Origin of the sequence: Kitasatospora aureofaciens (assembly GCF_019192735.1) — a bacterium.
Lineage (GTDB): Bacteria > Actinomycetota > Actinomycetes > Streptomycetales > Streptomycetaceae > Kitasatospora > Kitasatospora aureofaciens_A.
Map to the genome: position 1 here is coordinate 122,254 of NZ_JAHTKP010000005.1, position 26,158 is coordinate 148,411.

Here is a 26,158-nt window from a genome sequence, read left to right on the forward strand (position 1 = left end):
TCGCGCCTCCGCCAGGTGGCCTCGTTCATGCAGAGGTCGGTGAGGTCGACAAGTCCACTCGTGTACGGGCCCCCTCGTCGGCATGGGCCAGCACCGCGGCGGGCAGCCGTGCTGGAGCCGGGAACGGCCGAACTGCGTGAGCGATGCGTGAGCGGACGAAGCAACACGTGGCGCTTCGGGCGAGATTGTGGATCACAGCGCAACGCCCTGACCTGCGGGCTCATCACCAAGCGATCGATGCTGGCAGCAGCCAACATGATCACTCCCGGGCTCGTAATGCGTAGGTCGCGGGTTCGAATCCCGCAGGCGGCTCAGAAGTGGAAGGCCCGGGTCGGAGAATCTCCGATCCGGGCCTTTTTGTTGCCCGGGGGAGGGTGGGGTGGGGTGGCGGTATGAGGAATTCATAGGGGGAACGTGAGGGCCGGGAACTGGTGACGGGCCCGAGTGATCGTGAAGACTCTGCGGCAGAGAGAGGCCCGCTGACCTGCGGGTCGTCACTACTGGGGGAGATCGATCATGGACGTCGCCACGCTTCTCGCGCTTCCGGTGCTGGGCATGGGCATGCCGGAGGGGTACGGGCGGAAGGACGCCGAGTACGGGGTCGTCATCGAGGACCTGGACGGCGTGGGGCTGGAGTCGGTCGCACTGCTCACGTTCTGTCTGGCCGCGCAGCAGGCGCACACCGCGGGGTCTGCCGGGCTCGTGGCATGAGCCGCGGGACGGGGGTCGGGGAGATGCCGCTGGGGTTCAAGCGGCATCTGCGGTCGGCGGTGGTGCCGGGTGAGGCGGCGTATCTGGTGTCGCCGCGGGCGGTGACGGCGGTGCGCGGGCGGCCGGCGGAAGTGCTGGCGCCCTTGCTGGACGGGAGCCGGACGTGTGCGCAGATCGTTGCCGAGGCGGCTCGCGAACTGCCGCAGGAGCAGGCGGTGTTGGCGCTCCGCAGGTTCATCGCCGCGGGTCTGGTGCGGACCGTGGGGGAATCGGCGGACGAGGCGGCCGAGGCGTACTGGGACCTGGCCGGTCTCGACGGGGGTCGGGCCGGCGAGGGGGCGGCCGGGGTGCGGGTGCTGGCGCTGGGCGGGGTGGATGCCGGGGCCGCCGAGGAGGCGTGCCGCCGGTCGGGTCTGCGGGTGGTGGGGGAGGGCGAGGAGGCGGGGCTCACGCTGGTGCTCTGCGCCGACTACCTCGACCCGGAGCTCGCCGAGGTGGACGCCCGGCAGCGGGCGGCGGGCCGGCCGTGGCTGCTGGCCCGGCCGGTCGGTGCCGAGCCGTGGACGGGGCCGGTCTTCCGGCCGGGCCAGGGGGCCTGCTGGCACTGCGTCGCCACCCGGTTGCGGGGGCACCGGAGGTCCGAGCTGCCGTTGCAGCAGGCGCTGGGGACGGCGGCTCCGTTGGCCCGGGCCGAGGCCTCGCTGGACGCGGGGCGGGCTGTCGGTCTGCACACCGCCGTCCTGGAGGCCGCCAAGTGGCTGGCCGGGTACCGGTACGAGGGGCAGGACGGGATCCACGCGCTGGACACCCTGACCCTGCGGGGCGGCCTGCACCCGGTGGTGCGCCGGCCGCAGTGCCCGGAGTGCGGGGACGGCGGGCTGGTGGCGGGCCGGGTGCGCCGGCCGGTCGAGCTGTCCGCGCAACCCAAGCGCCCGGAGGGGGAGGGGAACGGGCATCGCGCTTTGACGTCACGTCAGATGCTCGACAAGTACGGGCACTTGATCGATGCGGTGACGGGGATCGTCAAGGACGTGCGGCGCGATCCGCGCGGTCCGGCCTTTGTGCACAGCTACGTGTCCGGCCACAACCTGGCGCTCGCCCCGGAGACCCTCGGCGGTCTCCGGGCGGGGCTGCGCGCGCTGTCGGGCGGCAAGGGGCTGACCGCCGAGCAGGCGAAGGTCAGCGCGCTGTGCGAGGCGGTGGAGCGGTACTCGGGGTCCTGGCACGGGGACGAGCCTTCGCTGCGCGCGAGTTACCGGGAGTTGGGCCCGGTCGCCGTGCACCCTGCGGAGATCCAGCTGCACGACGAGCGGCAGTACCGCGGCCGGGAGCGGTGGAACGCCGCACACTCCGCCTTCCACCATGTCCCGGAGAAGTTCGACGAGGACGAGCCGGTGGACTGGACCCCCGTCTGGTCGCTGACCGCGGGCCGGCAGCGCCTCGTGCCGACCTCCCTGCTGTACTTCTCGGCCGGCGGCGACGGGCCACGGGTGCCGCGGGCCGACTCGAACGGCAACGCGGCGGGCGGGACCCTGGAGGACGCGATCCTGCAGGGGTTCCTGGAACTGGTGGAGCGGGACGCGGTCGCGCTCTGGTGGTACAACCGGACCCGGCAGCCCGCGGTCGACCTGGACGCCTTCGGCGCGAGCGAGCCCTGGCTGGGCCGGCTGCGCGAGGACTACCGGAGCATCCACCGCGAGGTCTGGGTCCTGGACCTCACCGCGGATCTGGGCATCCCCGTGATGGCGGCACTGTCGCGGCGGACCGACAAGCCCGCCGAGGACGTGCTGTTCGGCTTCGGCGCACACCTCGACCCGGGCGTGGCGCTGCGCCGGGCGATGACGGAGATGGGCCAGCTGCTGCCCGCCGTCGCCGACGCCCGGGCGGACGGGACCGGGTACGCCCTGCGGGACGAGGAGCCGTACACCTGGTGGACCACCGAGACGGTGGCCCGCCAGCCGTACCTGCTGCCGGACCGGACGCAGCCCGCCCGGGGCCCGGGGGGCTGGGCGTACACGCCGCGGACGGATCTCAAGGAGGACCTGGACGCGGTCGTCGAGCTGGCGCGCGGCCGGGGTCTGGAGGTGCTGGTGCTCGACCAGACCCGGCCTGACCTCGGGCTGCCGGTGGCCAAGGTGATCGTGCCGGGCCTGCGGCACTTCTGGGCCCGGTTCGGCCCCGGGCGGCTGTACGACGTGCCGGTGGCGCTGGGGCGGTTGGAACGGCCCACCGCCTTCGAGAACCTGAATCCGATTCCGCTATTTGTCTAGACCGCCAGGAGAAGGAGGCCGCTGGTCAGAGCGGGCGTCAGGGTAGAACGGACGGAGAGATTCCGCTTCTTTCCCTGGACAGGTCCCATGTCATATGCTCCGGTCCGTCATGCGGACGGGGGAACTGAGGGGGCCCGGATTGAACGATGACCAGAGCGCCCAGCCACCGCAGCGACTGGTCGACGCCGCCGAGAGCATCGCGCCGAGACTGGCACGTGTCATGCTCCATGCAATTCTGGCGTCCTATCTACTGATCACCCTGCTCAACATTCTGAGCGAAGGCCTCGGACCGCTCGCCGTGCTCGCCGGCATGGCCGGTGTGCTCGGGGTCTTCGCGCTCCAACTGCTGCATTCCGCACCGGACCTGCGCCGCGCCCCGCTGCGCCGTCGGCTCGTCCCGCTCGCCGTCCAGGCGGCGCTGACCTTTCTGCCACTGACGGTTCTCCACTGGCAGTGGGGCAGCATGGGCGGCTTCTTCGCCGCCTCCTGCCTGCTGCTGCTCCCCGCGCGGTTCGGCTGGGCGCTGTACGGCCTGACCGGCGTGCTGATGATGCTCTACGCCGGGTTCGCCGGAATGCCGGTGGCCGATGTCTTCTACATGGGCCAGTCCACCTGGCTCACCGGCCTGGTGGTCTACGGCATCACCCGGCTCACCGAACTCGTCGCCGTGGTCCACGAGGCCCGCAACGAGCTGGCCCGGCTCGCCGTCGCCAACGAGCGGCTGCGCTTCGCCCGCGATCTGCACGACCTGCTCGGGTACAGCCTCTCCGCGATCTCGCTGCGCAGCGAGCTGATCCGCCGGCTGCTGCCGGCCCACCCGGAGCGCGCCCGTGAGGAGGTCTCCGGGGTCCTCGACATCTCCCGTCAGGCGCTCGCCGACGTCCGGCTGGTGGCCAGCGGCTACCGGGACATGTCGCTGGTCCAGGAGTGCGCCTCCGCGCGGGAGGTGCTCCGGGCCGCCGAGGTGGACGCCAGCCTGACGGTCTCCGTCAGCGACCTGCCGCCCGCGGTGGACACCGTGCTGGCGACCGTGCTGCGGGAGGGGATGACCAACCTGCTCCGGCACAGCCGGGTGCGCGGCTGCGTCATCGAGGCGGTCCAGCAGGACGGCGCCGTGCGGCTGTCGGTGGTCAACGACGGTGTCGAGGCGGGCGTCGGCCCGGTCGATCCGCACGGCGGCAGCGGGCTGGGCAACCTGAGCCAGCGGGTCGAGGCGATGGGCGGCACGCTCACCTCGGGGCTGCGTCCGGACGGGCGGTTCCAGCTGATCGCCACGGTGCCGGTCGAGGCCGCGCCGGCGTCCCCGGGACCGGAGCTCCAGCCGCTGAAGGTGCTGCGCAAGCTGTCGAGAAGAATGGCCGCCTGATGCCCGAGACCGTGACGCACCGGCACCGGACGGTCGAGCACCGGACATCCGAGCACCGGACATCCGAGCACCCGACGTCCGGGTCCGTGACGCCCGTCGTGCGGATCCTGCTCGCCGAGGACGTGCACATCGTCCGGGGCGCCCTGGTCGCCCTGCTCGGGCTGGAGCCCGACTTCGAGGTGGTCGCGGACGTCGACCGGGGGGACGCGATCCTGCCCGCGGCGCTGCTGCACAGGCCCGACGTGGCCCTGCTGGACGTCGACCTGCCCGGCATCGACGGGCTGGCCGCCGCCGCGCAGCTCGCCGCCCGACTGCCGTCCTGCCGCACGCTGATGCTCACCAGCCTCGGGCGGCCCGGCACGCTGCGGCGGGCCCTGGACGCGCAGGTGTCCGGATACATGCTCAAGGACGCCCGGCCGGAGCAACTCGCCGCCGCGGTACGGTCGGTGGCCGCCGGGCAGCGGGTGATCGACCCGCAGCTGGCGATGTCGGTGTGGGAGAGCCGGGAGTGCCCGCTCACCGGCCGCGAGACCGAGGTGCTGCAACTGGCCTCGCCGGGCGCTGGTGTCGGCGAGATCGCGCGGGCCCTGCACCTGTCGGAGGGGACCGTACGCAACTACCTGACGTCGATCGTGGTCAAGGTCGGCGGGCGGAACCGGGTCGACGCGATCAGGATCGCCCGTGAGGCGGGCTGGATCTCCTGAGCGGCCCCACAGCCGGCCTGAACGGCCCTACCGCCGGCCTGAACGGCCCTACCGCCGGCCTGAACGGCCCTACCGCCGGCCTGAGTCGGCCTACAGCCAGCCGCGTTCCCGGGCCGCCCTGGCGGCCTGGACGCGGGTCCGGCTGCCGGTCTTCGCCATCGCCGCGGAGAGGTGGTTGCGGATCGTGCCGTGCGCCAGGTGGAGCCGGGCGGCGACCTCGGAGAGCGGCGCCCCCGACTCCGCGGCCTCCAGGACCTCCCGCTCGCGCGGCGTCAGCGGATTGGGGACGGCGGTGAGGGCCGTCACGGCCACCGACGGGTCGATCACCCGCCGGCCGGCCGCCACCTGGCGCACGGTCTGCACGATCTCCTGGACGCCGGCGTCCTTGGCGAGGAACCCGTCGGCCTGGGCGGCCAGGGCGCGGGTGAGGTAGCCGGGCTGGCCGAAGGAGGTCAGGACGATCACCCGGCACTGCGGGAGCTCCTGCTTGACCCGGGCGGTCACCGCGAGGCCGTCCTGCCCCGGCATGTCGATGTCGAGCAGGGCCACGTCGGGCCGGTGCCGCCGGATGGCGGCGAGCGCCTGGTCGCCGTCGCAGGCCATGGCGAGGACGGAGATGTCCTCCTCCTGGTCCAGCAGTTGGCCGAGGGCGTCGGCGATGACCCGCTGATCGTCCGCGAGTACAACGGTGATCACCGGAGGTCCTCCTCTTGTCGGGACGCCCCGGGGGCCGGGGCGAGGTCGGCGGGCGGGCCGTGGGCGGGCACCCGCGCGACGATCTCGAAGACCGTGCCGGAGTGTTCGGCCCGGAGCGTTCCGCCCAGCACCGAGACCTGGGTCAGCATACTGGGCAGCCCGCTGCCCGCACCGCCGCCGACCAGGGCGTCCGGGCCGTCCGGGCGGGCCGGCGGAACGCCGTTGTTGGCGATCGCCAGCCGGATGTCACGGCCGGTGACGCGCACCGCGATCCGCACCCGGTCGGCGGTGCTGTGCCGCAGGATGTTGGCGGTGCACTCGCGCAGCATCCAGCCGAGCGCGTCGGACGCCCGGGGCTCCAGGCCGTCCAGGACGGCGCGCCCGTCCGTCGCGTGCGTTACCTGAGGGACGTCGACCTCCCGGTCGACCTGGATGCCCACCGCGCGCAGCGTGTCGGTCGCGCGGTCGAGCGCCGCCCCGAGGCGGACCTGGCGGTAGCCGGGCGCCTCGAACCGGACGTCGTGCAGGACCGACCGCAGTGAGCGCTCCAGCGCCGATAACTCCGCGGACCGGGCCGGGTCCGCGGCGGCCCGCTCCCGGGCGGGCCCGAGCCGGCCGGCCAGCGCGGCGAGCCGGTCGCCCACCGGGTCGGCCGCGCGGGCCGGCCGGCGGCGCCACCGGGGGTACCAGGACACGATCACCGCTTCCGGGCGGCCCGGCGGAACGCCGCCAGCGCGAGGGCCGCGAACGCCGCGGTCCAGGCAACGAACACGGTCGGCGTCTGCCAGCCCGGCAGGCCGCCGGCGATCAGCGTCCGGCCCGAATCGGCGATCTGGAAGGAGGGGGTGGCCTGGGTCAGCTTCGCGACCCAGGCGGGCAGGATCTCGGTGGGCAGCCACAGGCCGCCGAGCAGGGCGAAGAACATCAGCGCGACCATGCTGGCCGCGTACGAGGTCTCACCGCTGGTCAGCAGGCCGATCACGACGCCCAGCGCGCTGAACGCGAAGGAGCCGACGGCGACGACCGCGAGGGCCATCGCCCAGCGGGCCGGCGACAGGTGCACGCCGTTGACCAGCGCGCTGGTCGCGAACACCGCGACCACGGCCGGGACGCCGACCGAGACCGCCGACAGCAGCTTGCCCAGCACCACCTGGGCGGACGTCAGCGGAGTCAGCGTCAGCTGCTGGAACCAGCCGCTGCCGCGCTCCTGGGAGAGCCGGTGGCCGGCGGTCGAGAGGCAGGCGGAGACGGTGGCGAAGGCCGCCATGTTCATCATGTAGTTCGACGCGAAGGTGGCCGGCGAGGTGTCGCCGATCCGGCCCTTGTTGAGCTGGACGAACACGATGTTCATCATGACCGGCATGAGCAGGGTCATCACGAGGAAGCGCGGGTTGCGCAGGGTGCGGCGCACCTCGAAGAGCAGGTAGGAAACCATGGGGGCTGAGCCTCCGGGAGGGATGGGAAACGGGTGACGGCGGGGTGAGTGGGCGTCAGCCGGCGGCCGAGGCGACCACGGACAGGTAGGCCTCCTCCAGGTCCACGGCCTGGACCTGGAGGTCGGAGGCGTCCGGCACCCGGAGCACCAGGGCGCGGACGGTCGCGTCGGGGTCGACGGTGGCCAGCGTCAGGCCGTCGGGGCCGTCGGTGGACCCGGTGACGCCGGGCAGGGAGAGCAGTTCGGCAGCCGGGATCGGCCGGGCGGAGCGGAACCGGACGGTCGACCCGCCGGACCGGCGGCGCAGCTCGTGCGGGGTCTCGTCGGCGATCGTGCGGCCGCCGGCGATGACGACGACGCGGTCCGCCGCGTGCTCCACCTCGGTCATGTGGTGGGTGGAGAAGAGCACCGACCGGCCGTCCGCCGCCGCGGCCCGGACCTGCGCCCAGAACGACTGCCGGGAGGCGATGTCCATCTCGTTGGTCGGCTCGTCCAGGATCAGCAGCTGCGGACGGCCGACCAGGGTGAGCCCGAACCGCACCCGCTGGCGCTGGCCGCCGGACAGCTTCTCGACCCGGCGGCCGGCGATGTCCTCCAGCGACGCCGCGGCGAGCACCTCCGCCACCGGCATCGGGTCACGGTGCAGCGAGGCGACGAAGGAGAGCAGTTCCTTGACCGTCACCTGCTCGGCGAGCCCCGCGGTCTGCAGCATCGCGCCGACCCGGCCCGCCTCCAGCGCGGCGCGGGGGGTGGAGCCGAACACCCGCACCGTGCCGGTGCTCGGCTCGATCAGGTCGAGCAGGGTGCCGATCAGGGTGGACTTGCCGGCGCCGTTCGGGCCGAGCAGCGCGACGATCTCGCCCGGGCGCACCTGGAAGTCGACGCCGTCCACGGCCTTGACGTCCGCGCCCGGATAACGGACATCCAGGCCGCGCACGTCCACCGCGAGAATTCCCGAATCCGGCTCCGCTGTGGTGTTCACGCGTTCCGCTGCCATGACTGCCATTCCTCTGCTCCATCCTGCATGTGTGGGTGATTCCGAGCCTATTCCGCCCGATATGGGGATGCCCAGGGCCACTTGTCGTCACTGCGTCATGACAGTTGTCACGGGTCTGCGGCGAGTCGGCCGGAAATCCCCTTCGGGGGCGCGTTCTGGCAGGTCTGTCAGGGGTCGGGAATGACAGCTGTCACGGCCCGCGGGTGATTTCTGGCTGCTCTGTCACCGCGCTCCTCTGACAGTTGTCACTGGAATCACCGAATGGTTGACCGGGTGGCCGATGGGGTGCGAGAAATGTGTCACCGGCCGAACGGGAGAACGAAAACCGGAAAGGCCGGAAAGTGTGGGGCGAACCCGCTCCGCACAATTCCCGAGATTCTCGCTGTGTCAGCGATTCTCGCGATTCTCTAAAGAGGAGACACCATGTCGAACAACATCAACCCCGCCGCCGGCATCGACTTCGACGGCCTGGACCTGGAGGTCCTGGAGGTGGGCGAGGTCCGCGACGCCGTGCAGCTCCCGGAGACCGGCGCCTCCTCCGGCAGCAGCAGCTGCGACTCGCACTCCACCTGCGGCTCGACCTCCACCTGCTGCGTCTGATCCTCCCCACGGACGACGACCGCGGATGACCTCACTCGGGAGCCGGCGGGGCACGCCCTGCCGGCCCCCGAGGGGGCGCCGTCGGCAGACCCCTCACATCGTCGGCAGACCGCTCACATCAAGGAGACCCCGCATGCCGCGTGCAGCGACCACCCAGCCGGCGGGGCCCGACGTGCCCACGGCCGGGGCAGCTCGGACCGGGGCGGCGCCCTGGGTCCTGGTGCGTGCCAATCTCGTGACCGCGCCACCCCGCCCCCGACTCCACCACCCCGAACTGGAGACCATCCACCGGCTCCGGACCGGCCGCCACCGGGACGCCCGCGCACTGCTGGCCGCGCTGTACCCCCTGGGCAGCCGCGAACAGCAGCCCGAACTGCGCCGGGCGGCAGTGGCGTTGGCCCGGCGCGTGCAGCGCGACCTGGACGCCGTCGCGGTCGCTCCCGCCGTGCCGCAGGCGCCCTCGGACGCGCTGCCCGAAGCCGTCCGCGAGGCCGCCGAGCGCTGGCGCGCCGCCCTCGCCGACGAACACGACGCCCTGGCCCGGCTCTCCGGCCTGCTCGCCGAGCAACTCGCGGGCGAGCGCGCCTGGTTGTCGGAGACCCTGGCCGATCCGGCGCTCCAGCTCGCGGCCACCATGTCCAGCGCCTCGCTGGCGGCCACCGCCCGCCGCTACGCCTCCGCCGCCGGCCGGCCCGACAAGCAACTGCGCAAGCGCGAACCCCGGCTGCTGCGCACCGCCGCGCGCGCCCTGCACCGCACCAGTCCGTTCTCCCACTACACCGCTGTCGGCCTGGCCTGGGACGACCGGCGGTCCGGCGACATCCGGGTCTCCGACGGACCGTTCGACCTGGACCCCGGCACCGGCCTGGGCATCCGCCTGACCACCGACCTCGCCGCGCTGCACCGGCTGGTCCGCGCCCGCCTCGCCGCGCTGGGCGCGGCCGAGCCGCTCACCGCCGCGCACGTCACCGCCGACGACGGCGAGACGCTCCGGCTCCAGCAGCCCGTCGACGACGCGGGCGGCCAGTCCCGGATCGTCGACGGCCGCAGCCGCACCGTCACCCTGCGCGCCTCCGCCGCCGTCCGGGCCGTCCTCGACGTGCTCGCCGCCGGGCCGCGCCCGCGCGCGGAGCTGGCCGGGCTGCTCGCCGGCGGCGACCCCGAGCGGGCCCCGCGGGCCGCCGCGCTCGTCGACAGCCTGGTGACGGCTGGTGCGCTGCGCACCTGGGACCCGGTCGACCCCGACGACACCGACCCCGTCCGCGCCGCCGCGGCCCGGCTGCGCGCCCTGGACCTCCCGGGCGCCGCCGCGCTGGCCGACGACCTGGACGCCATCGCCGCCGCCACCGACGCGCTGCACCCGCGGCACGGCTCCGGCGACCGTGCCGCCGCCGTCGAGGCGCTCACCGACGCGTGGAGCGCCGCCGGGGCCACGCCCGCCCGGCCCGCGTACGAGGACGTGTCCGCCGCCCGGCCGGTGGCCTTCCCCAGTGCGGCCTGGGCCGACGTCCAGGCCGATCTGGCCGACCTCACCGCCGTCGCCGACATCTTCGACAACACCCACATCGGGCACGCGATCCTGCACCGCTCGCTGGCCGCCGAGGTGGGCGTCGGCGGGACCATCCCGTTCGCCGAACTCGCCCGCCGGCTGCCCGAGTTCCTGGCCGGCCAGACCCTCGACCGGGACCGCCTGGTGGCCGAGGTCTGCGCCGACTACCCGGCCGTCGCGACGCTCGTCGAGCTGCGCGCCAAGGCCGCCGCCGAACTCGCCGCCGCGGGCCGGGCCGGCCGGCGCGAGGTGGTCTGGACCCCGGCCCGGCTGCGCCGCTGGGCCGAGGCCGTACCGCCCGAACTTCGCCGCGACCGGCAGGCGTTGGCCTACTTCGTCCAGCCCACCGGACAGCACACGCGGCCCGACGGCACGCCCCGGATCGACGGGGCCGTCCTCAACGCCGTCCACGACGGCTACGCCCAGATGACCTCCCGCTTCCTCAGCGGCTGGGACGGCGAGGTGGTGACCGCGATCCGGGCCCGGCTCGCCGAGCTGCTCGGCCCGGAGGCGGTCGAACTGCGGCCGGTGCACGGCTTCAACGCGAACGTCCACCCGCCGCTGCTGGAGCGCTCGTTCGGCACCACCGACCGGCCCCACCCGGACGTCCCGGGCGAGGCCGTGCTCGATCCGCTGAGCCTGCGCGTGCGCGTCGGCGCCGGCACCCTGAGCGCCGAGGACGCGGACGGACGGCCCGTCCACCCCGCCTACTTCGGCTTCCTGGTGCCCTTCCTGCTGCCCGCCCGGGACGCCGCCCTCTACATGCTCGGGCGCGGCCCGCTGGTCCGGATGGACCTCGGCGCGGACGTCGAGCGGGAGAGCGACCCGGCGGAGATCGTCCACCACCCGCGGGTGACCGCGGGCCGGGTCGTGGTGACCCGCCGGGCCTGGACCATGCCGGTCGAGGCGTTCCCCGTCCGGCGCCCCGGCGACGACGACACCACCGCGCTGCTCGCCATGGAGGCCTTCCGGCGCCGCCACGACATCCCCGCCCGGGTCTTCGTCCGGGCCGAGCCGCAGGCCGAGGGCGCCTGGCAGCAGTTCGTCGCGATGCGTACCAAGCCCGTGCCGGTGGACCTGCGCTCGATGCTCGACCTGCGCTCGCTCCCCGCCTGGACGGCGGGCGCGGCCCGGATCCGGGTCACCGAGGCCCTGCCCGACACCGAGGACCGGCCCACCGACCTCCTGGCCGGCGACCGCTGCACCGAGTACGTCCTGGAGACCGTCGTGGCCGCCGGACCCGTCCCCCGTGAGGAATCATGACCAACGACCGACCCGCAGGAGTGCCGGTCCTGGTGCTCTCCCACCACGCCGAGAGCAAACTGGCGCTCACCACCGACCTGGCCGCCGAGCTGCTGGCGGAAGGCACCGGGCCGCTCGCGGAGGGCGCCGGGCTCGGCCTCGAACGGCACTGGCTGCACGGCCCGCACATCCGGATCTGGGGTGCCGGGGACCGGCTCGACGCCGTGGCCGCCCGCGCCCGGGCCGTGCTCGACCGGCACCGCTCGCCGCAGCCGCTGGACGAGGCCGGCTACCTGGCCCGCTCGGAGGCCCTCGGCCGGGCCGAGCTGGTGCCCGGACCGTACGGTCCGCTGCGCCCCGACAACACCGTGGCGGCCGAGGAGCTGCCCGCCGAGCAGATCACCGGGCTCATCGGCACCGCCGGCTTCCGGCTCAAGCAGCAGGTGATGGCCGAGTTCCTGCCCGCCCTCGCGGTCTCCCGCGGCCTCGGCGACCTGCCCGGCGGCATCAGGGCGATCGCGCCGATGGTCGCGCTGGCCGCGACCTGGCCGGTCGGCGGGGTCCGCTCCGGACACCTCACCTACCGCTCCCACCTGGAGGAGTACCTCCACCTCCACGACCCCGACGGACTGCTGCGGGCCCGCTTCGCCGAGCAGCACGCCCGGGTCGCGGAGCCCGTCGACCGGATCGTGGCGGCCGTCCTCGACGGCATCGACGACGACCACCCGGACGGCGCCCGGCGCGGCCCGTACACCGGCGCCGACCCGGTGACCGCCGCCTGGTCCGCCGCCTTCGGCCGGGCCCTGGGGCACGCGACCGCCGCCGCCGAGCGCGGCGAACTCGGCGAGGACCTCGGCCCCGGGTACGCCGCCCGGGCCGCCCGGCACTGGCCCGCCGAGCAGGCCCGTTGGGAGTTCGGCGACGACCGCGGCTACAGCGAGTTCCACCGGTCCCTGCGCCGGCTCGACCACCTGCCGGAGCGCGTCCACGTCACCGAGTTCGCCGCCTACCGCTTCGTCGTCAACCAGTTCCTGCGCACCGTCCCGCTGCTCGACGTGTCCCCGGTGGAGCGCTACTTCGCGGCGTTCGCGCTGTGCGACTCGGTCGAGCGGCTGCTCGGCGTCGACTGGCGCGAACTCCTCGCCACCGGGGCGGAGGCCCGCTCATGACCACATCGTCCACCTCGTCCACCTCGTCCACCTCGTCCATCCCAGCGGACGCCCCGCGGCTCCGGCCCGGCGCCCAGGTCAGGGCCGTCGACGACGGACTGATCCTGCACCGCGCCGGCAGCACCGTACGGCTGCGCACCGCCCCCGGCCTGCCCGCCCTCTGGCGGGCCGCCGGGCTCGATCTCGTCACCGGCCCCGAGCCGGTGGCGGACGGCGCCCGCCGGGCGCGCTCCGTGCTCACCGGGCTGCTCGACGAGCACCGCCTGCTGGTCCGCCGGGAGGCCACCCCGACGGCGGCCCAGACCGCCGCCCTCGCCGCGGACGACGGCTGGCACGATCCCGCCGAGCTGCACTGGCAGGTGAGCGGCGAGCCGGAGTGGACGGATGCCGCCCAGGTCGCCCTCGCCGGGCAGGCCGTGCCGGCCCGGGTCGCCACGTTCGCCGCCGAACCGGGCCTGCTGCTGCGCCTGACGGCCCGCGATGCCGCGAACCGGCCGGTCGGCGAGGCGGCGGTGCTGGCGCACGGGGACGGCGTCGCGGTCGTCGACGGGCCCGAGGGGCTTGCCCGCTGGGCGCGTCGGCACGGTGGTGCCGATGCGTCGGATGCGACGCAGGTCCTGCCTGTTCTGGCGGCCGCCGTCGCTGTCCACCGCGTGCTGCGGGCCCTCGCCGGGCAGGTGCAGCCGCATCTGTGGCACTGCGTCACCCGTGACGGCGTGCAGTTGCGCGCGTTGCCGGCGCCCGCCGACCTCGTCTCCCGGACCCCGCGTTCGCTCGGCGCCGACCCGCGGACCGCGCCGGACGACTTCGGCCCGGTCATCGACGGCCTCTCGGTGGACTGGGACCCGGAGCTCGGGCCGTGGCGCGAGCCGCACCCCGGGCGGCTGTTGCAGATGCCGACCGCCCTGACCTCCTGCACCCTCCCCTCCGCGGGCCCGTTCCCGGCCGGGGAGCGGACGGTGGTGGGCCTCGGGGACACCCACGACGCCGCCTGGGTGGCGGCGGCCCTGGGCGCGGCCCGGCAGGCCGCGGCCGCGATCGCCCCGCCCGGCGCGTACCCGGTGGCCGGGCTCGGCGACCTCGGCCTGGTCGCCGACCTCGCCGCCCGGTCGGCGGTGACCCTCGCGCCCGCCGTCGCCGAGGCGCCGGAGCAGTGGCAGCGCGTCGAGCGGCTGCCGGACGCGGCCCGGATCCGCTGGGCGGAGGGCATGGCGGTCCTGGCCCGCTGGTCCGCCGAGGCCGCCCAGCCGCGCCTCGGCGAGGTCCGGCTCCACCGGGGCGGCCTGCTGCCGGTCGCCGAGGCCGAGCTGTGGCTGCCGGGGGAGGCCGAGCCGATCCGGCACCGGGCGGCCGCCGCCGACGCCGACACGGCCGTGGCGGAGGCGCTCCGCCTGGCCACCGCCCGGACCCAGCTGCTGGTCGGGGACGGGGACGCCGAGGCCGACCTCTCCGCGGAGGTCGTCGACCCGCGCGCCACCGCGCTCGCGGCGCTGGCCGGGGACGCGGAACTGGTGGCCCGCCTGGAGACCGGCGAGGCCGGGGCGTACCGGCAGGCCCTGGACCGCCTCGGCACGGCGCTCCCGGGCACGACCGTCCGCCAGCTGTTGGTCGGGCCGCGGTGGCAGGAAGCCGCCGTTCACGTGGGATGGGTAGGTGCATCGTGAGTCTTCTGGCAACCGAGCCTGCGGCGGCGGCCGTTTCGTCGCCCGAGCGGCTTCTGGACGTGCTCCGCGAGTGGGCCGCCGGGCAGAGCGCCGTCGTCGGGCGGGGCGCCGTCGCAGGGCAGGGCGCCGGCGCCGGGCAGATCGCCGTGGTCGGGCAGATCGCCGTGGTCGGCCTCGACGACGCCCCGGCCGCGGAGGCGAGCCTGCTCGACAACGCCGCCCGGGACGAGGGCCGGACCACCCTGGCGGCCCGCCTGATCGGCGACGTCCTCCAGCTCGGGCCGATCCTGCCCCCGGACGGCCGGGCCTGCCTGCTCTGCGCGGACAGCCGGCACCGGGCCGTGCTCGACGACACCGGCCTCAACCCCACCGTCACCGAGGCCGGGCTGGAGGTCGCCGACGACCTCGGCCGCGCCCTGCCCGGCGCGCACTGGCTGCCCGCGGTGCCCGCCCTCCTGGCGGAGCTGTGGCGGCGGACCGAGGCCTGCGACGAGGCCACCGGCCGTCCGGTGCTCTGCCTCGACCTGGTCACCGGCACGCTGACCTGGCACCGCCTCACCCCCGTGGTCGGCTGCCGCGGTTGCGACCGGGGCGCCGAGGACCCGCAGCCAGGCCCCTTCGTGCCGCGGACCATGAGCGGCCCCGGCTCCCTGCGCTGCCAGGCCGCGCCCGACGGCGAGCGCCTGGAACGCCTGCTGGTCGACCACCGCTTCGGCCCGATGCGCCGCGCCTACCGGGACGCCTTCGCCCCCGGCGCGCTGGTCGGCGTCGAGGTGGCCCTGCCCGGCGTGCACCGGCGGCTCTGGGGCTACGGGCGCGGCGACGACCACGCCGGCGCCCGCACGGTCGGCCTCCTGGAGGCCGTCGAGCGCGAGAGCGGCTGCCGCCCGCAGCGCCGGCACCGGAAGGTGACCGCGAGCTACCGCGACCTCGGCGACCTGGCCCTCGACCCGGCCCTGCTCGGCCTGCCCGCCGCGGAGTACGAGGCCCACCCCGCCACGATCCTCGACCCGTACCGCCCCGGCACCGTCACCACCTGGGTGCCCGCCTGGGCGCACGCGGAGCAGCGGCACGTCCTGGTCCCGGAGCACGTGGCGCACTACGGGGTGCCCTCGCGGCCGGACCAGGCGATGTTCGTCTACGAGTGCTCCAACGGCTGCGCGGTGGGCTCCAACCGTGAGGAGGCCACCTTGCATGCGGCCCTGGAGGTGCTCGAACGGGACGCCTTCCTGCTGCGCTGGTACGCCCGCGAGGCCGCGCCGCCGATCGTCCCCGAGGCGCTCACCGACCCGACCGCGCTGCTCTTCCGGCAGCGCGCCCAGGCCGAGGGGTACACCGTCCACCTCTTCGACGCGACCCTGGACACCGGTGTGCCGGTGGTCCAGGCGCTGGCGATCGCCCCCGACCGCCCGGACGCCGCCAGCTTCTCCGCCGCCGGCGCCCATTTCGATCCCCAACGGGCGGCCCGGGCCGCCCTGTTGGAGGTCGTGGTGATGATCCTGCTGCAGGGGCGGCGGCCCACGGTCGAGCGGGAGCAGCGGCTGCGGATGCTGGACGATCCCACGCTGGTCAAGGACATGGAGGACCACGTCGCCCTGTACACCCTCCCCGAAGCGCTGCACCGCTTCGACTACCTGCTGGAATCCGGCCTTCCCGCTACCGATCTGAGTAACCGTCAGGAGGCGTGGGAGCAGACCCGGCGCAGTGACGACCTGACCGGTCTGCTCACCCGGGTGCTGGACGAGATGGCCGCGGCCGGGATGCCGCCGGTGATCGTCGACCTGACGAGCCGCCGGGACGCCGCGCTCGGCCTGAGCACCGTCAAGCTCGTCGCACCCGGCGCGGTGCCGGTGACCTTCGGGCACGTCCACCACCGCACCACCGGCCTGCCCCGGCTCGACCGCGCCCGGGCCCGCACCGGGCACCGCGGTGCGCCGCTGCCGCACCCGTTCCCGTAGGTCCGTTTCCTGCAGGCCCGTTCTTTCAGGCCCGTTTTTCGTCGGCCCGTTTCTCGTAGGCCTGTTTCTTGCAGGCCTGTTTCCTGAGGAAGCCCATGCCCAGTGTCACGGCCACCGTCGCGTGGCAGTCGCTCCACGTCTTCGCCCACGGCGACCGCACCGCCGCCGACCACCTGTACCTCGCCGCCGCGGCGGAGGGCCGGCAGGCGGTGGACGACGGCCTCGCCACCGGCTGGTTCGCCCTGCGGTACTGGGAGGGCGGGCCGCACGTCCGGCTGCGGCTGCGGGACGCCGAACCCGGCGTCGCCGACGCCGTCGCCGACCGTCTCGCGGCGGCCACCGGCACCCTTCCGGGTGCCGCGCCGCTCGACGCGGGGGCCTTCTACGCCCACACCGCGGACCCGGACGGCGCCGCCACCCTGGGCTGGCAGACGTCCGGCACCGTCCTGCGGCCCGCGTACGAGCCGGAGGTGGAACGCTACGGCGGGCCGCGGGCGCTGCCGCTGGGCGAGGAACTGTTCCAGCGTTCCAGCGAGTTGGCCGCTGCCGCGCTCCCCGGTGTGCTCGCCGGCGCCCCGCGGACCGGCGTCGCGCTCGGGTTGCTCGCCGGGCACGTCGCCGGGCTGCTGGACGCGGGACACGACGAGCTCACCGTCGCGGCCGTGCTGCGCCGGTACGCGCTCTCCTGGGCCGCGCTGCCCGGCGCGCCCCGGGTGGACGTGGCGGCCGCCCGGACCCGGGCCGAGCGGGAACACGACCTGCGGCCCGAGCAGTTCCGGACGGCCGTGGCGCGCCTGCGCGGGCAGGGCGGAACCGGGGCCGGGACCGGGTTGCCCGGGCGGTGGGCCGCCGCTGTCGGGACGTACGCACGGGAGTTGGCGTCGCTCGGCGACGACCTGCACCACGGCGTGTGGCCCGCACTGACCAGCCAGTGGCACATGCTGGCCAACCGGCTCGGAGTGCCGGTCGCCGACGAGTCCTTCCTCGCCTGGCTGGCGAGTCTCGCGCTAGCCGGCGCGGGCGGCCCGGAGGCCATGCACGCCACCGGGCGCACCGCCGCCACCGACTTCCTCCAGGCGAGCAAGTTCCGGCGCGGCTCGATGGACCGCCAGGCCCCGCGCAAGGCGGCGGCCCGCCCCGACCCGGCCGCCGGCCGCGACCTGCTCCCCGGCGGGCAGGTCCGACTGCCGCCCGCCGACCCGACCCGGCTCACCACCCCCGACCTGGCGGGCGCCCTCGGGCTGCGCCGCAGCGCCTACGGGCGGTTCGAGGGTGAGCTGGCGGCCGCCGACCTGGGCACGCTGCTCGGCCTGGCGGCGGGTGTGACGGCCACGGTCGACGTCGAGGAGGACGGGCGGCCGATGCGGCTGGATCTGCACGCGCACCCCTCGGCGGGCGCCGTCCGGCCGGTGCTGCTCGACGTCATCGTGCAGCGGGTGGCCGGGATCGCCCCCGGCAGCTATCGCTACCTGCCCGGGCCGCACGCCCTCGCCCCCCGCACGGCGGTGGACACCGCCGCCCTGCTTAGCGCGTCCCCGTACACCGAGCCGCGCGAGGGCGGGTTGCGGCCGGTCGCCGCCGAGGAGGCGCCGGTCCTGCTGCTGCTCGGCATCGCGCCCGGCGCGATCACGCCCAGGTACGGGCAGCGCGGGATCCGCTTCGCGCTGCTGGAGGCGGGGCACCTCGCGCAGAACCTGCTGCTCGGCGCGACGGCCCTGGGCCTCAAGACGCTTCCGATCGGCGGGTTCTACGACGACGAGCTCGCGGTTGCCGCGGGGTGGGACGGGCTGGTCGCCCAGCCGGTGTACGTCGTTCCGGTGGGGGTGGGGCGGTGAGCCGGGGCGTGGTCGGCGTTCCCGGCGGCGATCGGTGTGTGGGGGTGCCGGCCGTCGTTGCCGTCCCCAACCCCGATCTGCGCCGGCTGCTCGCGGCCCGCGTGGACGGGCGCGGGTCGGTCGGCGCCGGGGATTGCGTGCAGGCAGGGGTGGGACGGTGAACCGGTTCGTTGTCGCCGTGCCCAATCCCGATCTGCGCCGGCTGCTCGCGGCCCGCGTCGACGGGCGTCGGTTCGTCGCTGCTGAGGACCGCGTGCAGGCGCGATTCGCGGTGGTGGAACGATCCGGCTGGCTGGTGGTCGGTGACGCCGCGCTCGCCGGCGACGACCGGCCCGTCCCCACCGGCGCCCTGCCGCATCACGCGGCCGTGGCCGCCGGGCTGCTGCGGCAGCTCGACGGCGGCCGGCCGGGCGGCTGGTACGCCCTCGACCTCGACGGGCAGCGGCTGCGAGGAGGCCACGGTGCCCCGGATCTCGGCTGATCAGCGCATCCCCGCGCTGCTGGCGGCGGTTCGCGGGGGCCGGCTGCCGGCGCGCCCCGTTCCCGGCCGGCCGTCCGCCGGCCTCGGCGTCGGGCACGGCCCCGACGGGCTGCTGGTCACCGGCGGGCCCCGGACCTGGCGGCTCGGCGGCGCGGCGGGCGTCCGGCTCGGCGAGGTCCTGCGCGGCCGGGCGGCCGACGACCGTGAAGCCGAGCTGCTGCATGCCCTCGGCCTCTGGGAGGCGGATGACCCCTGGGAGGCGGACGGCGCCACACCGGCCGACGCCACACCGGCCGCCCGTGCCTTCGGCGACCCCGCCGTCCTGGACGCGGCGCTCCGGTTCTGCGGGCGCTGGGCGTCGACCACGCGTCACCACTCCTCCGGTGCGGGTGCGGTGGAGGCCTGGCGGCAGGTCCGGCCGGTCGTCGTGGGGGATTCCGCGCTGGCCCGGGCACTGGTCCGGGAACTCGCGGCGAGCTGGCCCGACGCGACGGGCGGCCGCGAGCTGCTGCTGGTCGTCGACCGCCGTCCGGACCCGGCCGAGACCAGGCCCCAACTCCCGGTCTCCGCCAGGGGCGGGACGGTCTCGATCGGTCCGTGGACCGAGCCCGGCGAGACGCCGTGCCCGTCCTGCGTCGCCCACCGTCCGCCCGCCATCGGCCCGGTCACGGGCGATCTCGGGCTGCTCGCCGCCCTGGCGGTCGCCGAGGTCGTCCACACTGTCGCCGGGATCGGCCGCGGAGCCCGCCCCGGCCTGGTGGTCGAGCACACCCCCGGCACCGGCACCACCCGCGCCCGCGGCCTCGGCCCGGACCCCGACTGCGCGCGCTGCGCGGGCCGTCCGGCCCGTCCGGACCGGGCCCGCGAGGCCGCCGCGGCCCTCCCCGCGGTGCTTCTCGCCGCCGCGCCGCCGCGCCGCTGGCGCGCACAGGCCGGGGAGGAGGTCCACTACACCGAGGCCGCCGTCGGCCTCCAGCACGCGGCCGTCCCCGGTGAGCCGCTGACCGCCGACCGGTTGGCGCCTCCGGCGGACCCGCGCTGGACGGAGTTCCTCGTCAAGGTCGCCGGCCGCCGCTCCGCCGACCCGGCGATCGACCGCTGGGCCCCGTCGGCGGGCAACCTCGGCGCGGGCGCGCTGATCGCACCAGGGCGCGACGGCGCCTTGCTCGTCCAGCCGCGGTTGGCGTCGGACGATCCATCGGCGCTCCAAGCGGCAGTGCTTCCGGGCGAGTTGGGCGAAGGCGGCTTCGGGGTGGCGGTCGATGTCGCCCGGCTGGTGGGCAAGTACGGCACCGCCGGGCAGCGGATCGCCGCCGCCGAGGCCGGGGCGCTGCTCGCGCAGATCGTCACGGCCGCCTCGGCGGTCGGCCTCCGGGCCCGGCTCGCCGATCGGCTGTTCATGCCAGAACTACCCACCGGAATAAGGGCGTTCGGCGGTATCGAGATCACGCCGGGAGGTCGTCGGAACACCCTCGCCGAAGCCGGACTGCGGGCCCGCCGCAGCCGCCGCGACCTCACCTGGCGGCCCGCCGACCGCGGCCACCTTTCCCTCGCCCTCCGGCGCGCCCGGGCCCGCGCCCGCACGGCCGGGATCGACGGCAGCGGCATCCGGCTGACGCTGCTCCCGCCCGGCACGGCCGCCGACGTCCTCATGCAGCCCGGCCTGCCCGGGCGGGCCGCCCTCCTGCTCGCCCACACGGACCTCACCCGGCGCACCGACCCCGACGTCCTCCGCGACGCGGCGGCCCTGCTGGCCCTCACCGCCCTCGCCGGCGGCGAACTCGGGCTGCACTCCTGCCTGGTGCACGGCCTCGTGCCGGTCGCGGCCGCCCAGCGGCTCGGTGGGGGACTGATCGACCGGGCGGCGCTGATCGGCCTGGTGGTGGGGCACCAGAACGGAGAAGGACATGGCTGACGGAAAGACGGCCTCGGCCGAACGCCGCTTGGACGAAGGCCGCTTGGACGAACGTCTCTCGGCCGAACGCCTCGTGGTGCTGAGGCCCGCCACGGTGGCGGTGCCGACGCCGGACGGCCTCTTCGTCCGTACCCTCCGCGGCGAACACACCCTCGACGCGCCCGCCCTCGGCCGGACGTGGCCGCGACTCGCCGGCCACCTCGAAACCGGCATCGATCCCGCAAGGCTGCCGCGCTCTCTCGTCGACGCCCTCCTCGACACCGGGGCGGCCGTCCTCGTACCCCCCGGCCTCGCCGCCTCGGACCTGCCCTGGCACCGGTATGCCCTCGCCTGGGCCGCCGACCCGGCCGCCGCGATCGAACGCATCGCGGGGACGGCGTGGGAGGCGGTCGGCGGCCGGGTGGAGACCGGCGCGGTGCAGGCCGCTGCGCGGGAGTGGGGGTTGCCCGGGGTGCTCCCTGCCCGTCCGGGTCCTGGACTGACGCTGTCGGTGCGGACGGGTGGCGTCGGCAGCGCGCTGCGGATGATCGAGGCGAAGGGCGGCCTGCTGGTCGAGCTCGTGGGGGCGGAGCGTCCGGCCGCCGAACTGCCGCCCACCATCGCCCCGCCCGTCCGGGCCGTTGCCGCGGCCGCCGTGCTGCACGCCGCGCTCGCCCTCGCGTCCGGGCCCGGCGGATGGCACTGGCCCGAGATCCCGGTGTCCATCGACCCCCGGACCCTCACCCTCACCGGTGCCGCGGGCACGTCCAGCCGTTAGGAGCTTCCCGATGCCCGCTACCGCCACCGGCCAAGAACTGTGGGACCTCGTCGCGAGCGGCCGCCCCCAGGGCCGACCCGCCTACACCCGGCCGGCTTCGCTGCCCGGCGCCGCCCTCGAACTGCCGTACCCCGGAACGGATCCGCTGGCCGAGACCGAGGCCCGGGTGGTTGCGGCGGCACGGCATCTGTCGACGCTCACCGCCCTGACCGCGATCGTCGACGGCACCCTCGGCGTGCGCCGACTCGAACCCCACGACCTCGTCGGACCGCACGCCGCCACCGCCTCCATCCGAGGCGTCCGCGTCGCACGCCTGTCCGTCATCGGAGCCGACGGACACACCGCCGAGTACGACCCGGCACGCCACGCCCTGGTACCCGCGAGGGACTCCTTCGCGCCGGTCGGCCTTCGCCTCGAAGCGGACCTCGACCGGGTCCCGGAGGGCTACGCGCCCGTGCGCGAGGTCGTCGGCCTCCTGGAGGCGGGCATGCACCACGCCACCGCGGCGTGGCTCACCGGTCTGCTGCTGCCGGGATGGGTCGGCTCCGCCGGCCCGGCCCCGGTCCCTGACCGGCCGGCGGCAGCGGATGGGCTGCCCGACTCCGACGGTTCGGCTCGTGCGTCCCGGGCCTCGGACCAGCAAGCGACGGCCGCGGGCGGGCCGGTTGGCTCCGCCCGTCCGTTCCAGGTCTCCGCGTGGCATGCGCCCGGCATTCCGGGTACCTCGCCGCAGCCGGCGGCAGCGGCGGATTGGCCGCTCGACCCCGAGCGCTTCACCCGCCCGTTCGGCGACCTGCTCGGCGGGCTCGGGGTGCTGGACGTGCTGTGCCGCCGGAGTGCCGGGCGGGGGCCGCTCGGGCTGGCGCCCAGCCGCAGGCCCGACCCTCGGGGAGCGGAGGCGCTCCCTGGCCTGCTGCGGGCGGTTGCGGCGGACATCGAATTGACGGATGGCCAGGACGCGCCGCTGCGACTGGTGCCGGTCTCCCCGGCTGCCGTCGCCGCAGCTTTCACCTATCCCGCGCACCGGGTGGACGCGGCGGCCTGCGACACCGCCTTTCTGCTGGTCGGCCGTCGGGACCGGGCCGCCGGACCCGCCGCCGTCCGCGGTGCACTGCTGGCGGCCGGCGCCTGCTACCAACGGCTCGCCCTGGCAGCCGGCGCCCACGGCTACTTCCTCCGGCCCGTCCGGAGCATCCGCGCGCCCGAACTCGCCGACGCAGCCCGGCTCCGGCCCGACGAGGTGATCCTGCTGACCCTCCTCGGCGGACGCAGCCGCTACGTCGAGCTCTCCCTCCCGAGCAGCTGCCTGCCGTTCCGCTGAAGTGTGGGTTCTGCCCGGTGGGTGGGTGCCTGTCGACTTGTTGGTGGGGCTGTTGGGCCCCCGACCCGTTCATTGGGGCCGGGGGCGGCGGTGGGGTGCCGGGGTCAGCCGGTGAGGGTCCAGCGCTGGTTGTCGCCGCCGGTGCAGGTCCACTGGCGGACAGGGGCGCCGTTGTCGGTGCGCCAGTCGGCGACTTCGAGGCACTTGCCGCTGGAGGTGACGCGGAGTTCGACGCATTTCGCTCAGCCGCCCTGGATGACCCAGTCGCTGGGGGCGGTGGGCCCGCACTTGGTGGCCTGGGCCGGGGCGCTGTAGTCCCGGGCGTTGGCGCCCGCCCAGCCGACCCGTTGCTCGCCGCTCTCGTCGGCGGGGTAGAAGGTGAGCCCGGTCTCGGGGTGCCAGGTGCTCGGCGCCGGGGGCGGAGGAGTCTCGCCTTCCGGCACGGTGAAGTGGATCGACTCAACGGGACCGGTGACGGTGACGGCGTCGCCGTCGGTGGTGAGGCAGTCGATGTCGATCTCGACCCGCACGATGTGGTTCCCCGGGAACACGTGCTGGACGGTGGCGTGCCCGCGCGCCTCGTGGCCGCTCGTGGTGCGGGCGTCGACCCGCGCGGTGAGCCGCTCGCCGGGGTTGGGGCCCGGGCCGTGCTCGTTGAGGAGAGCCCAGGCGTGCAGGCTCTGGTGGTGGGGACGGGTGGCTTCGGCGGCCTGGGCCGGAACCGCTGTGGCAGCGGCCACGGCGGCGGTGAGCGCGATGCCGGCGATGAGCTTTCGGATGGTCGTTCCTTCTCGTTCGCAAGGGAGTTGGGATCCTCGCCCTTTGGTGCCTCAAAGATCCGAGTGGGGACCGGACTTGAACGTCCGCCGCAAGAACGGGCCGGCTCCCCCGCGCGGGGGAACTGGGCGGTCACCGGGTGGCCTCGCGTATCGAGTCGAGGGCGAGGGCGCCGAGGGTGAGGGCTGCGGCGGTGGTGGCGACGGCGATCGGGGTGGGGCCGTGGTCCGGGGTGACGCCGAGGAAGTCCAGGCCGGCGAGGTGGTTGATCATGCCGTACCAGAGCATCGGGTAGAGCGACTGGAACAGTCGCGGGCCGCGGGTGACGGTGCCGCAGAGCAGGGCCAGGGCGGGGACCAGGAGCACCCCGGCCAGGGCGGCGGCGACGGCTCGGGTGTGGCCGGCGGCGAGCAGCCGGGTGATCGGGACGGCGGCGACGGCGAGGGCCAGGACGACCCCGGCGAGCAGGCCGGCCAGCAGGCGCCGGGCCGGGGAGGGGCAGGCGGCGAGCAGGTCGTCGATGCTGCCGCCGTCCGCCCGGTTGCCCATCCGGGACCAGAGCAGCACCGGCCAGAGCATGGCGAAGGGCAACACGGGGTGGGTCGGGCCGTCGGGTGGCACGGCCGCCGCGAGCAGGGCGAGCGTGAGCGCGCCGGCCCACCACAGGCGCTTGCCCTGGACGAGGATGCGCAGTTCGCCGACGAGGGCGGCGAGTACGGTGCCACCCGGCCGGGCCGGGGTCATCCGGGCCGGATCGAGGACGAAGGCGGGCGAGTCGGCGCTGGGCCGCCGCCCGGCGTCAGGCGCCGGCTCGCCGGGACGGGAGGGACGGGAGGGACGGGAGGGACGGGAGAGATCGGAGGGCCGGAAGGGACGGAAGGGCCGGAAGGGCCAGGGGAGACGGGAGGCCGGCAGGGAGCCCCCGGCCCGCGCCGCGGCCCGGTCGAAGCGGTGGAACCACATCGCCCCGACCAGCCCGAGCGCCACCGCGACCGCCACCAGCAGGCCCGCGTCGGCCGCCAGACCGCCCGCCTCGCCCGGGCCGAGGCCGGGCCAGTCGAAGGTGCCCAGCACCCGGTTGTCGGCGGTGAGCCCGACTCCGAACTCCACCGTGTCGGCCGGGTGCCCGCCCGCCGCGATGGCTTCCCGGATCGACGCGGTGATCCGGTGCATGCCCAGCAGGTCGTAGCCCCCGCCCGCCTGCGCGCCGAGCACGCCGACCAGCCAGACCACGAACCAGACCAGCGCGCCGAAGCCGTCGCGCAGCCCGGGCACGGTGTCGAAGAGCACCGCGCAGGCGGCGACCGCGGCCAGCAGCGGCAGCGTGATCAGTACGTACGGCAGCAGCAGCCGCACCACGTCCACCCGGTCCGAGTCGCCCTTGATCAGCTGCACGGCGAGCGCCGTCCCGGCGAGGGCGAGCAGCATCGAGCCGAGGACCATCAGGTTGCTGAGGAACTTCCCGGCCAGGTAGGCGAGTCGGCTCAGCGGGGTGGCGGCGAGGATCTGCCCGACGCCGCTCCGCTCGTCCCGCCCGATCGTGCCCCGGGTGATCCCGAAGCCGGCCAGCGAGAGCCAGACCGCGCCGCCGAGCGCGGTCACGGTGCCGACGTAGCCGCTGGTGTAGCGGCCGTGGAAGTCGCTGACCTGGAAGACCTGCCAGCGGGAGTCTCCGACCGGCGCGGCGAGCAGCCCGAGGGCGAGCGTGCCGAGCAGGACGACCAGGTAGGCGGGGCGGCGTCGGCGCTCCCGGAAGTCGGCGAGCGCGAGGGCCCCGAGGGCGCCGGTGGTCACCATGCCATCGCCTCCTTCACGGCCGGGGCGGCTGGGGCGGCTGGGGCGGCCGGGGCGGAGCTGAGCAGCAGGTACGCGTCGTCGAGCCGGGGCTCGGCCGGTTCGGCCTGCGGGGCGGGCCGTTCGCCGGAGAGGATCCGGACCCGGACGCCCTGCGGGGTGCGCGTGGTGCCGCCGAGCAGGAACCGCGAGCGAAGCAGCGGAAGTTGACCCGGTTCGACGGTCAGCTCCCACACCCGGCCCTCGGCCGCCCGGAGCAGCCCCTCCGGGGTGTCATGGTGCAGCAGCCGGCCCCCGCCCATGACGGCGATCCGGTCGGCGGTGGCGGCCACGTCGGAGACGATGTGGGTGGAGAGGATGACGATCCGCTCCGCGCCGAGCCCGGTGAGCAGGTTGCCGAAGCGCAGCCGCTCCTCCGGGTCGAGCCCGACCGTGGGCTCGTCGACGATGAGCAGCCGCGGGTCGTTGAGCAGCGCCTGGGCGATGCCGACCCGCTGGCGCATCCCGCCGGACATCGCGCCGAGCCGCTGCCGGCTCGAGCCGGACAGGTTGACCAGGTCCAGCAGTTCGTCGATCCGGGCCTTCGCGGAGCGGCGCCGCAGGCCCTTGGCGGCGGCCAGGTAGCCGAGGAACTCGCGGGCGGTGAGCTGCGGGTAGACGCCGAAGTCCTGCGGGAGGTAGCCGACCGTGCGGCGCAGCGGGCCGGGCCGCCGCGCGATGTCGGTGCCCTCCCAGAGCACCTGCCCGGAGGTGGGCCGGGTGACGGTGGCCAGGATGCGCATCAGGCTGGACTTGCCGGCGCCGTTGGCGCCCAGCAGGCCGAGGACGCCGGGCCGCAGGGTCAGCGAGAAGGAGTCCACGGCGCGCTTGCCGCCGCGGTACTCCTTGGTCAGGTCGTGGATCCGGAGCGTCTTCAT

The 26,158-nt window shown here is 75.4% G+C and carries 21 protein-coding genes and 1 pseudogene; 14 read left to right on the plus strand and 8 right to left on the minus strand.

What is annotated here, in order from left to right:
• The first annotated feature begins 516 nt into the window (after positions 1-516).
• The 4 genes from KV557_RS07665 to KV557_RS07680 all read left to right on the plus strand — a co-directional run bounded on the left by KV557_RS07665 (position 517) and on the right by KV557_RS07680 (position 5,051).
• On the plus strand, positions 517-711 hold the full coding sequence (locus KV557_RS07665) for a hypothetical protein (protein WP_218198990.1): 195 nt from the start codon (positions 517-519) through the stop codon (positions 709-711).
• On the plus strand, positions 708-2,981 hold the full coding sequence (locus KV557_RS07670) for a TOMM precursor leader peptide-binding protein (protein WP_218198991.1): 2,274 nt from the start codon (positions 708-710) through the stop codon (positions 2,979-2,981). The genes KV557_RS07665 and KV557_RS07670 overlap by 4 nt, the downstream gene beginning before the upstream one ends.
• 220 nt (positions 2,982-3,201) lie before the next feature.
• A complete protein-coding gene (locus KV557_RS07675) occupies positions 3,202-4,347 on the plus strand; it encodes a sensor histidine kinase (protein WP_256177073.1) in 1,146 nt (381 codons plus the stop codon).
• A complete protein-coding gene (locus KV557_RS07680; protein ID WP_218198993.1) occupies positions 4,347-5,051 on the plus strand; it encodes a response regulator transcription factor in 705 nt (234 codons plus the stop codon). Before KV557_RS07675 ends, KV557_RS07680 begins: the two co-directional genes overlap by 1 nt.
• 90 nt (positions 5,052-5,141) lie before the next feature.
• On the opposite strand, the gene KV557_RS07685 is transcribed toward KV557_RS07680, so the two are convergent.
• Genes KV557_RS07685 through KV557_RS07700 form a run of 4 tightly spaced genes read right to left on the minus strand, consistent with a single transcriptional unit; the run spans position 5,142 to position 8,179 of the window.
• Complete coding sequence (locus KV557_RS07685; protein ID WP_218198994.1) at positions 5,142-5,747, minus strand: response regulator transcription factor; 606 nt, start codon at positions 5,745-5,747, stop codon at positions 5,142-5,144.
• Positions 5,744-6,442, minus strand: a complete 699-nt coding sequence (locus tag KV557_RS07690) for a sensor histidine kinase (protein ID WP_218198995.1) — start codon at positions 6,440-6,442, stop codon at positions 5,744-5,746. Before KV557_RS07690 ends, KV557_RS07685 begins: the two co-directional genes overlap by 4 nt.
• Before the next feature lie 2 nt (positions 6,443-6,444).
• Complete coding sequence (locus tag KV557_RS07695; protein WP_218198996.1) at positions 6,445-7,182, minus strand: ABC transporter permease; 738 nt, start codon at positions 7,180-7,182, stop codon at positions 6,445-6,447.
• 55 nt (positions 7,183-7,237) lie between these two features.
• Positions 7,238-8,179, minus strand: coding sequence for an ABC transporter ATP-binding protein (locus KV557_RS07700; protein WP_218198997.1), 942 nt, complete (start codon positions 8,177-8,179; stop codon positions 7,238-7,240).
• Between the two features lie 423 nt (positions 8,180-8,602).
• Here KV557_RS07700 and KV557_RS07705 point away from each other — a divergent pair, with 423 nt between their 5' ends.
• From KV557_RS07705 to KV557_RS07750, 10 genes are all read left to right on the plus strand, one after another.
• A complete protein-coding gene (locus KV557_RS07705; RefSeq protein ID WP_218198998.1) occupies positions 8,603-8,779 on the plus strand; it encodes a thiazolylpeptide-type bacteriocin in 177 nt (58 codons plus the stop codon).
• 133 nt (positions 8,780-8,912) lie between these two features.
• Positions 8,913-11,591, plus strand: a complete 2,679-nt coding sequence (locus KV557_RS07710; protein ID WP_218198999.1) for a lantibiotic dehydratase — start codon at positions 8,913-8,915, stop codon at positions 11,589-11,591.
• Positions 11,588-12,739, plus strand: a complete 1,152-nt coding sequence (locus KV557_RS07715; protein ID WP_218199000.1) for a hypothetical protein — start codon at positions 11,588-11,590, stop codon at positions 12,737-12,739. The genes KV557_RS07710 and KV557_RS07715 overlap by 4 nt, the downstream gene beginning before the upstream one ends.
• Positions 12,736-14,403, plus strand: a complete 1,668-nt coding sequence (locus KV557_RS07720; protein ID WP_218199001.1) for a hypothetical protein — start codon at positions 12,736-12,738, stop codon at positions 14,401-14,403. The genes KV557_RS07715 and KV557_RS07720 overlap by 4 nt, the downstream gene beginning before the upstream one ends.
• Positions 14,400-16,361 (plus strand): TOMM precursor leader peptide-binding protein, encoded by a 1,962-nt coding sequence (locus KV557_RS07725; RefSeq protein WP_218199002.1) that lies wholly within the window; start codon positions 14,400-14,402, stop codon positions 16,359-16,361. The genes KV557_RS07720 and KV557_RS07725 overlap by 4 nt, the downstream gene beginning before the upstream one ends.
• Positions 16,362-16,456: 95 nt before the next feature.
• Entirely contained in the window at positions 16,457-18,196 is a 1,740-nt protein-coding gene (locus KV557_RS07730; RefSeq protein ID WP_218199003.1) for a lantibiotic dehydratase C-terminal domain-containing protein, read from the plus strand.
• A gap of 157 nt (positions 18,197-18,353) precedes the next feature.
• A complete protein-coding gene (locus tag KV557_RS07735; protein WP_218199004.1) occupies positions 18,354-18,677 on the plus strand; it encodes a hypothetical protein in 324 nt (107 codons plus the stop codon).
• Positions 18,658-20,592, plus strand: a complete 1,935-nt coding sequence (locus KV557_RS07740) for a hypothetical protein (RefSeq protein ID WP_218199005.1) — start codon at positions 18,658-18,660, stop codon at positions 20,590-20,592. The genes KV557_RS07735 and KV557_RS07740 overlap by 20 nt, the downstream gene beginning before the upstream one ends.
• On the plus strand, positions 20,585-21,349 hold the full coding sequence (locus KV557_RS07745; protein ID WP_218199006.1) for a hypothetical protein: 765 nt from the start codon (positions 20,585-20,587) through the stop codon (positions 21,347-21,349). Before KV557_RS07740 ends, KV557_RS07745 begins: the two co-directional genes overlap by 8 nt.
• 10 nt (positions 21,350-21,359) lie before the next feature.
• Complete coding sequence (locus KV557_RS07750) at positions 21,360-22,670, plus strand: hypothetical protein (RefSeq protein ID WP_218199007.1); 1,311 nt, start codon at positions 21,360-21,362, stop codon at positions 22,668-22,670.
• Between the two features lie 104 nt (positions 22,671-22,774).
• On the opposite strand, the pseudogene KV557_RS44820 reads toward KV557_RS07750, so the two are convergent.
• From KV557_RS44820 to KV557_RS07770, 4 genes and pseudogenes are all read right to left on the minus strand, one after another.
• Positions 22,775-22,891, minus strand: a pseudogene (locus tag KV557_RS44820) (RICIN domain-containing protein); the annotation flags it as partial.
• Positions 22,892-22,912: 21 nt separating this feature from the next.
• Complete coding sequence (locus KV557_RS07760) at positions 22,913-23,410, minus strand: hypothetical protein (RefSeq protein WP_218199008.1); 498 nt, start codon at positions 23,408-23,410, stop codon at positions 22,913-22,915.
• A gap of 169 nt (positions 23,411-23,579) precedes the next feature.
• On the minus strand, positions 23,580-25,244 hold the full coding sequence (locus KV557_RS07765; RefSeq protein ID WP_218199009.1) for an ABC transporter permease: 1,665 nt from the start codon (positions 25,242-25,244) through the stop codon (positions 23,580-23,582).
• The gene (locus tag KV557_RS07770; RefSeq protein WP_218199010.1) at positions 25,238-26,158 is read right to left on the minus strand and encodes an ABC transporter ATP-binding protein; all 921 of its coding nucleotides are present in this window, start codon (positions 26,156-26,158) and stop codon (positions 25,238-25,240) included. Before KV557_RS07770 ends, KV557_RS07765 begins: the two co-directional genes overlap by 7 nt.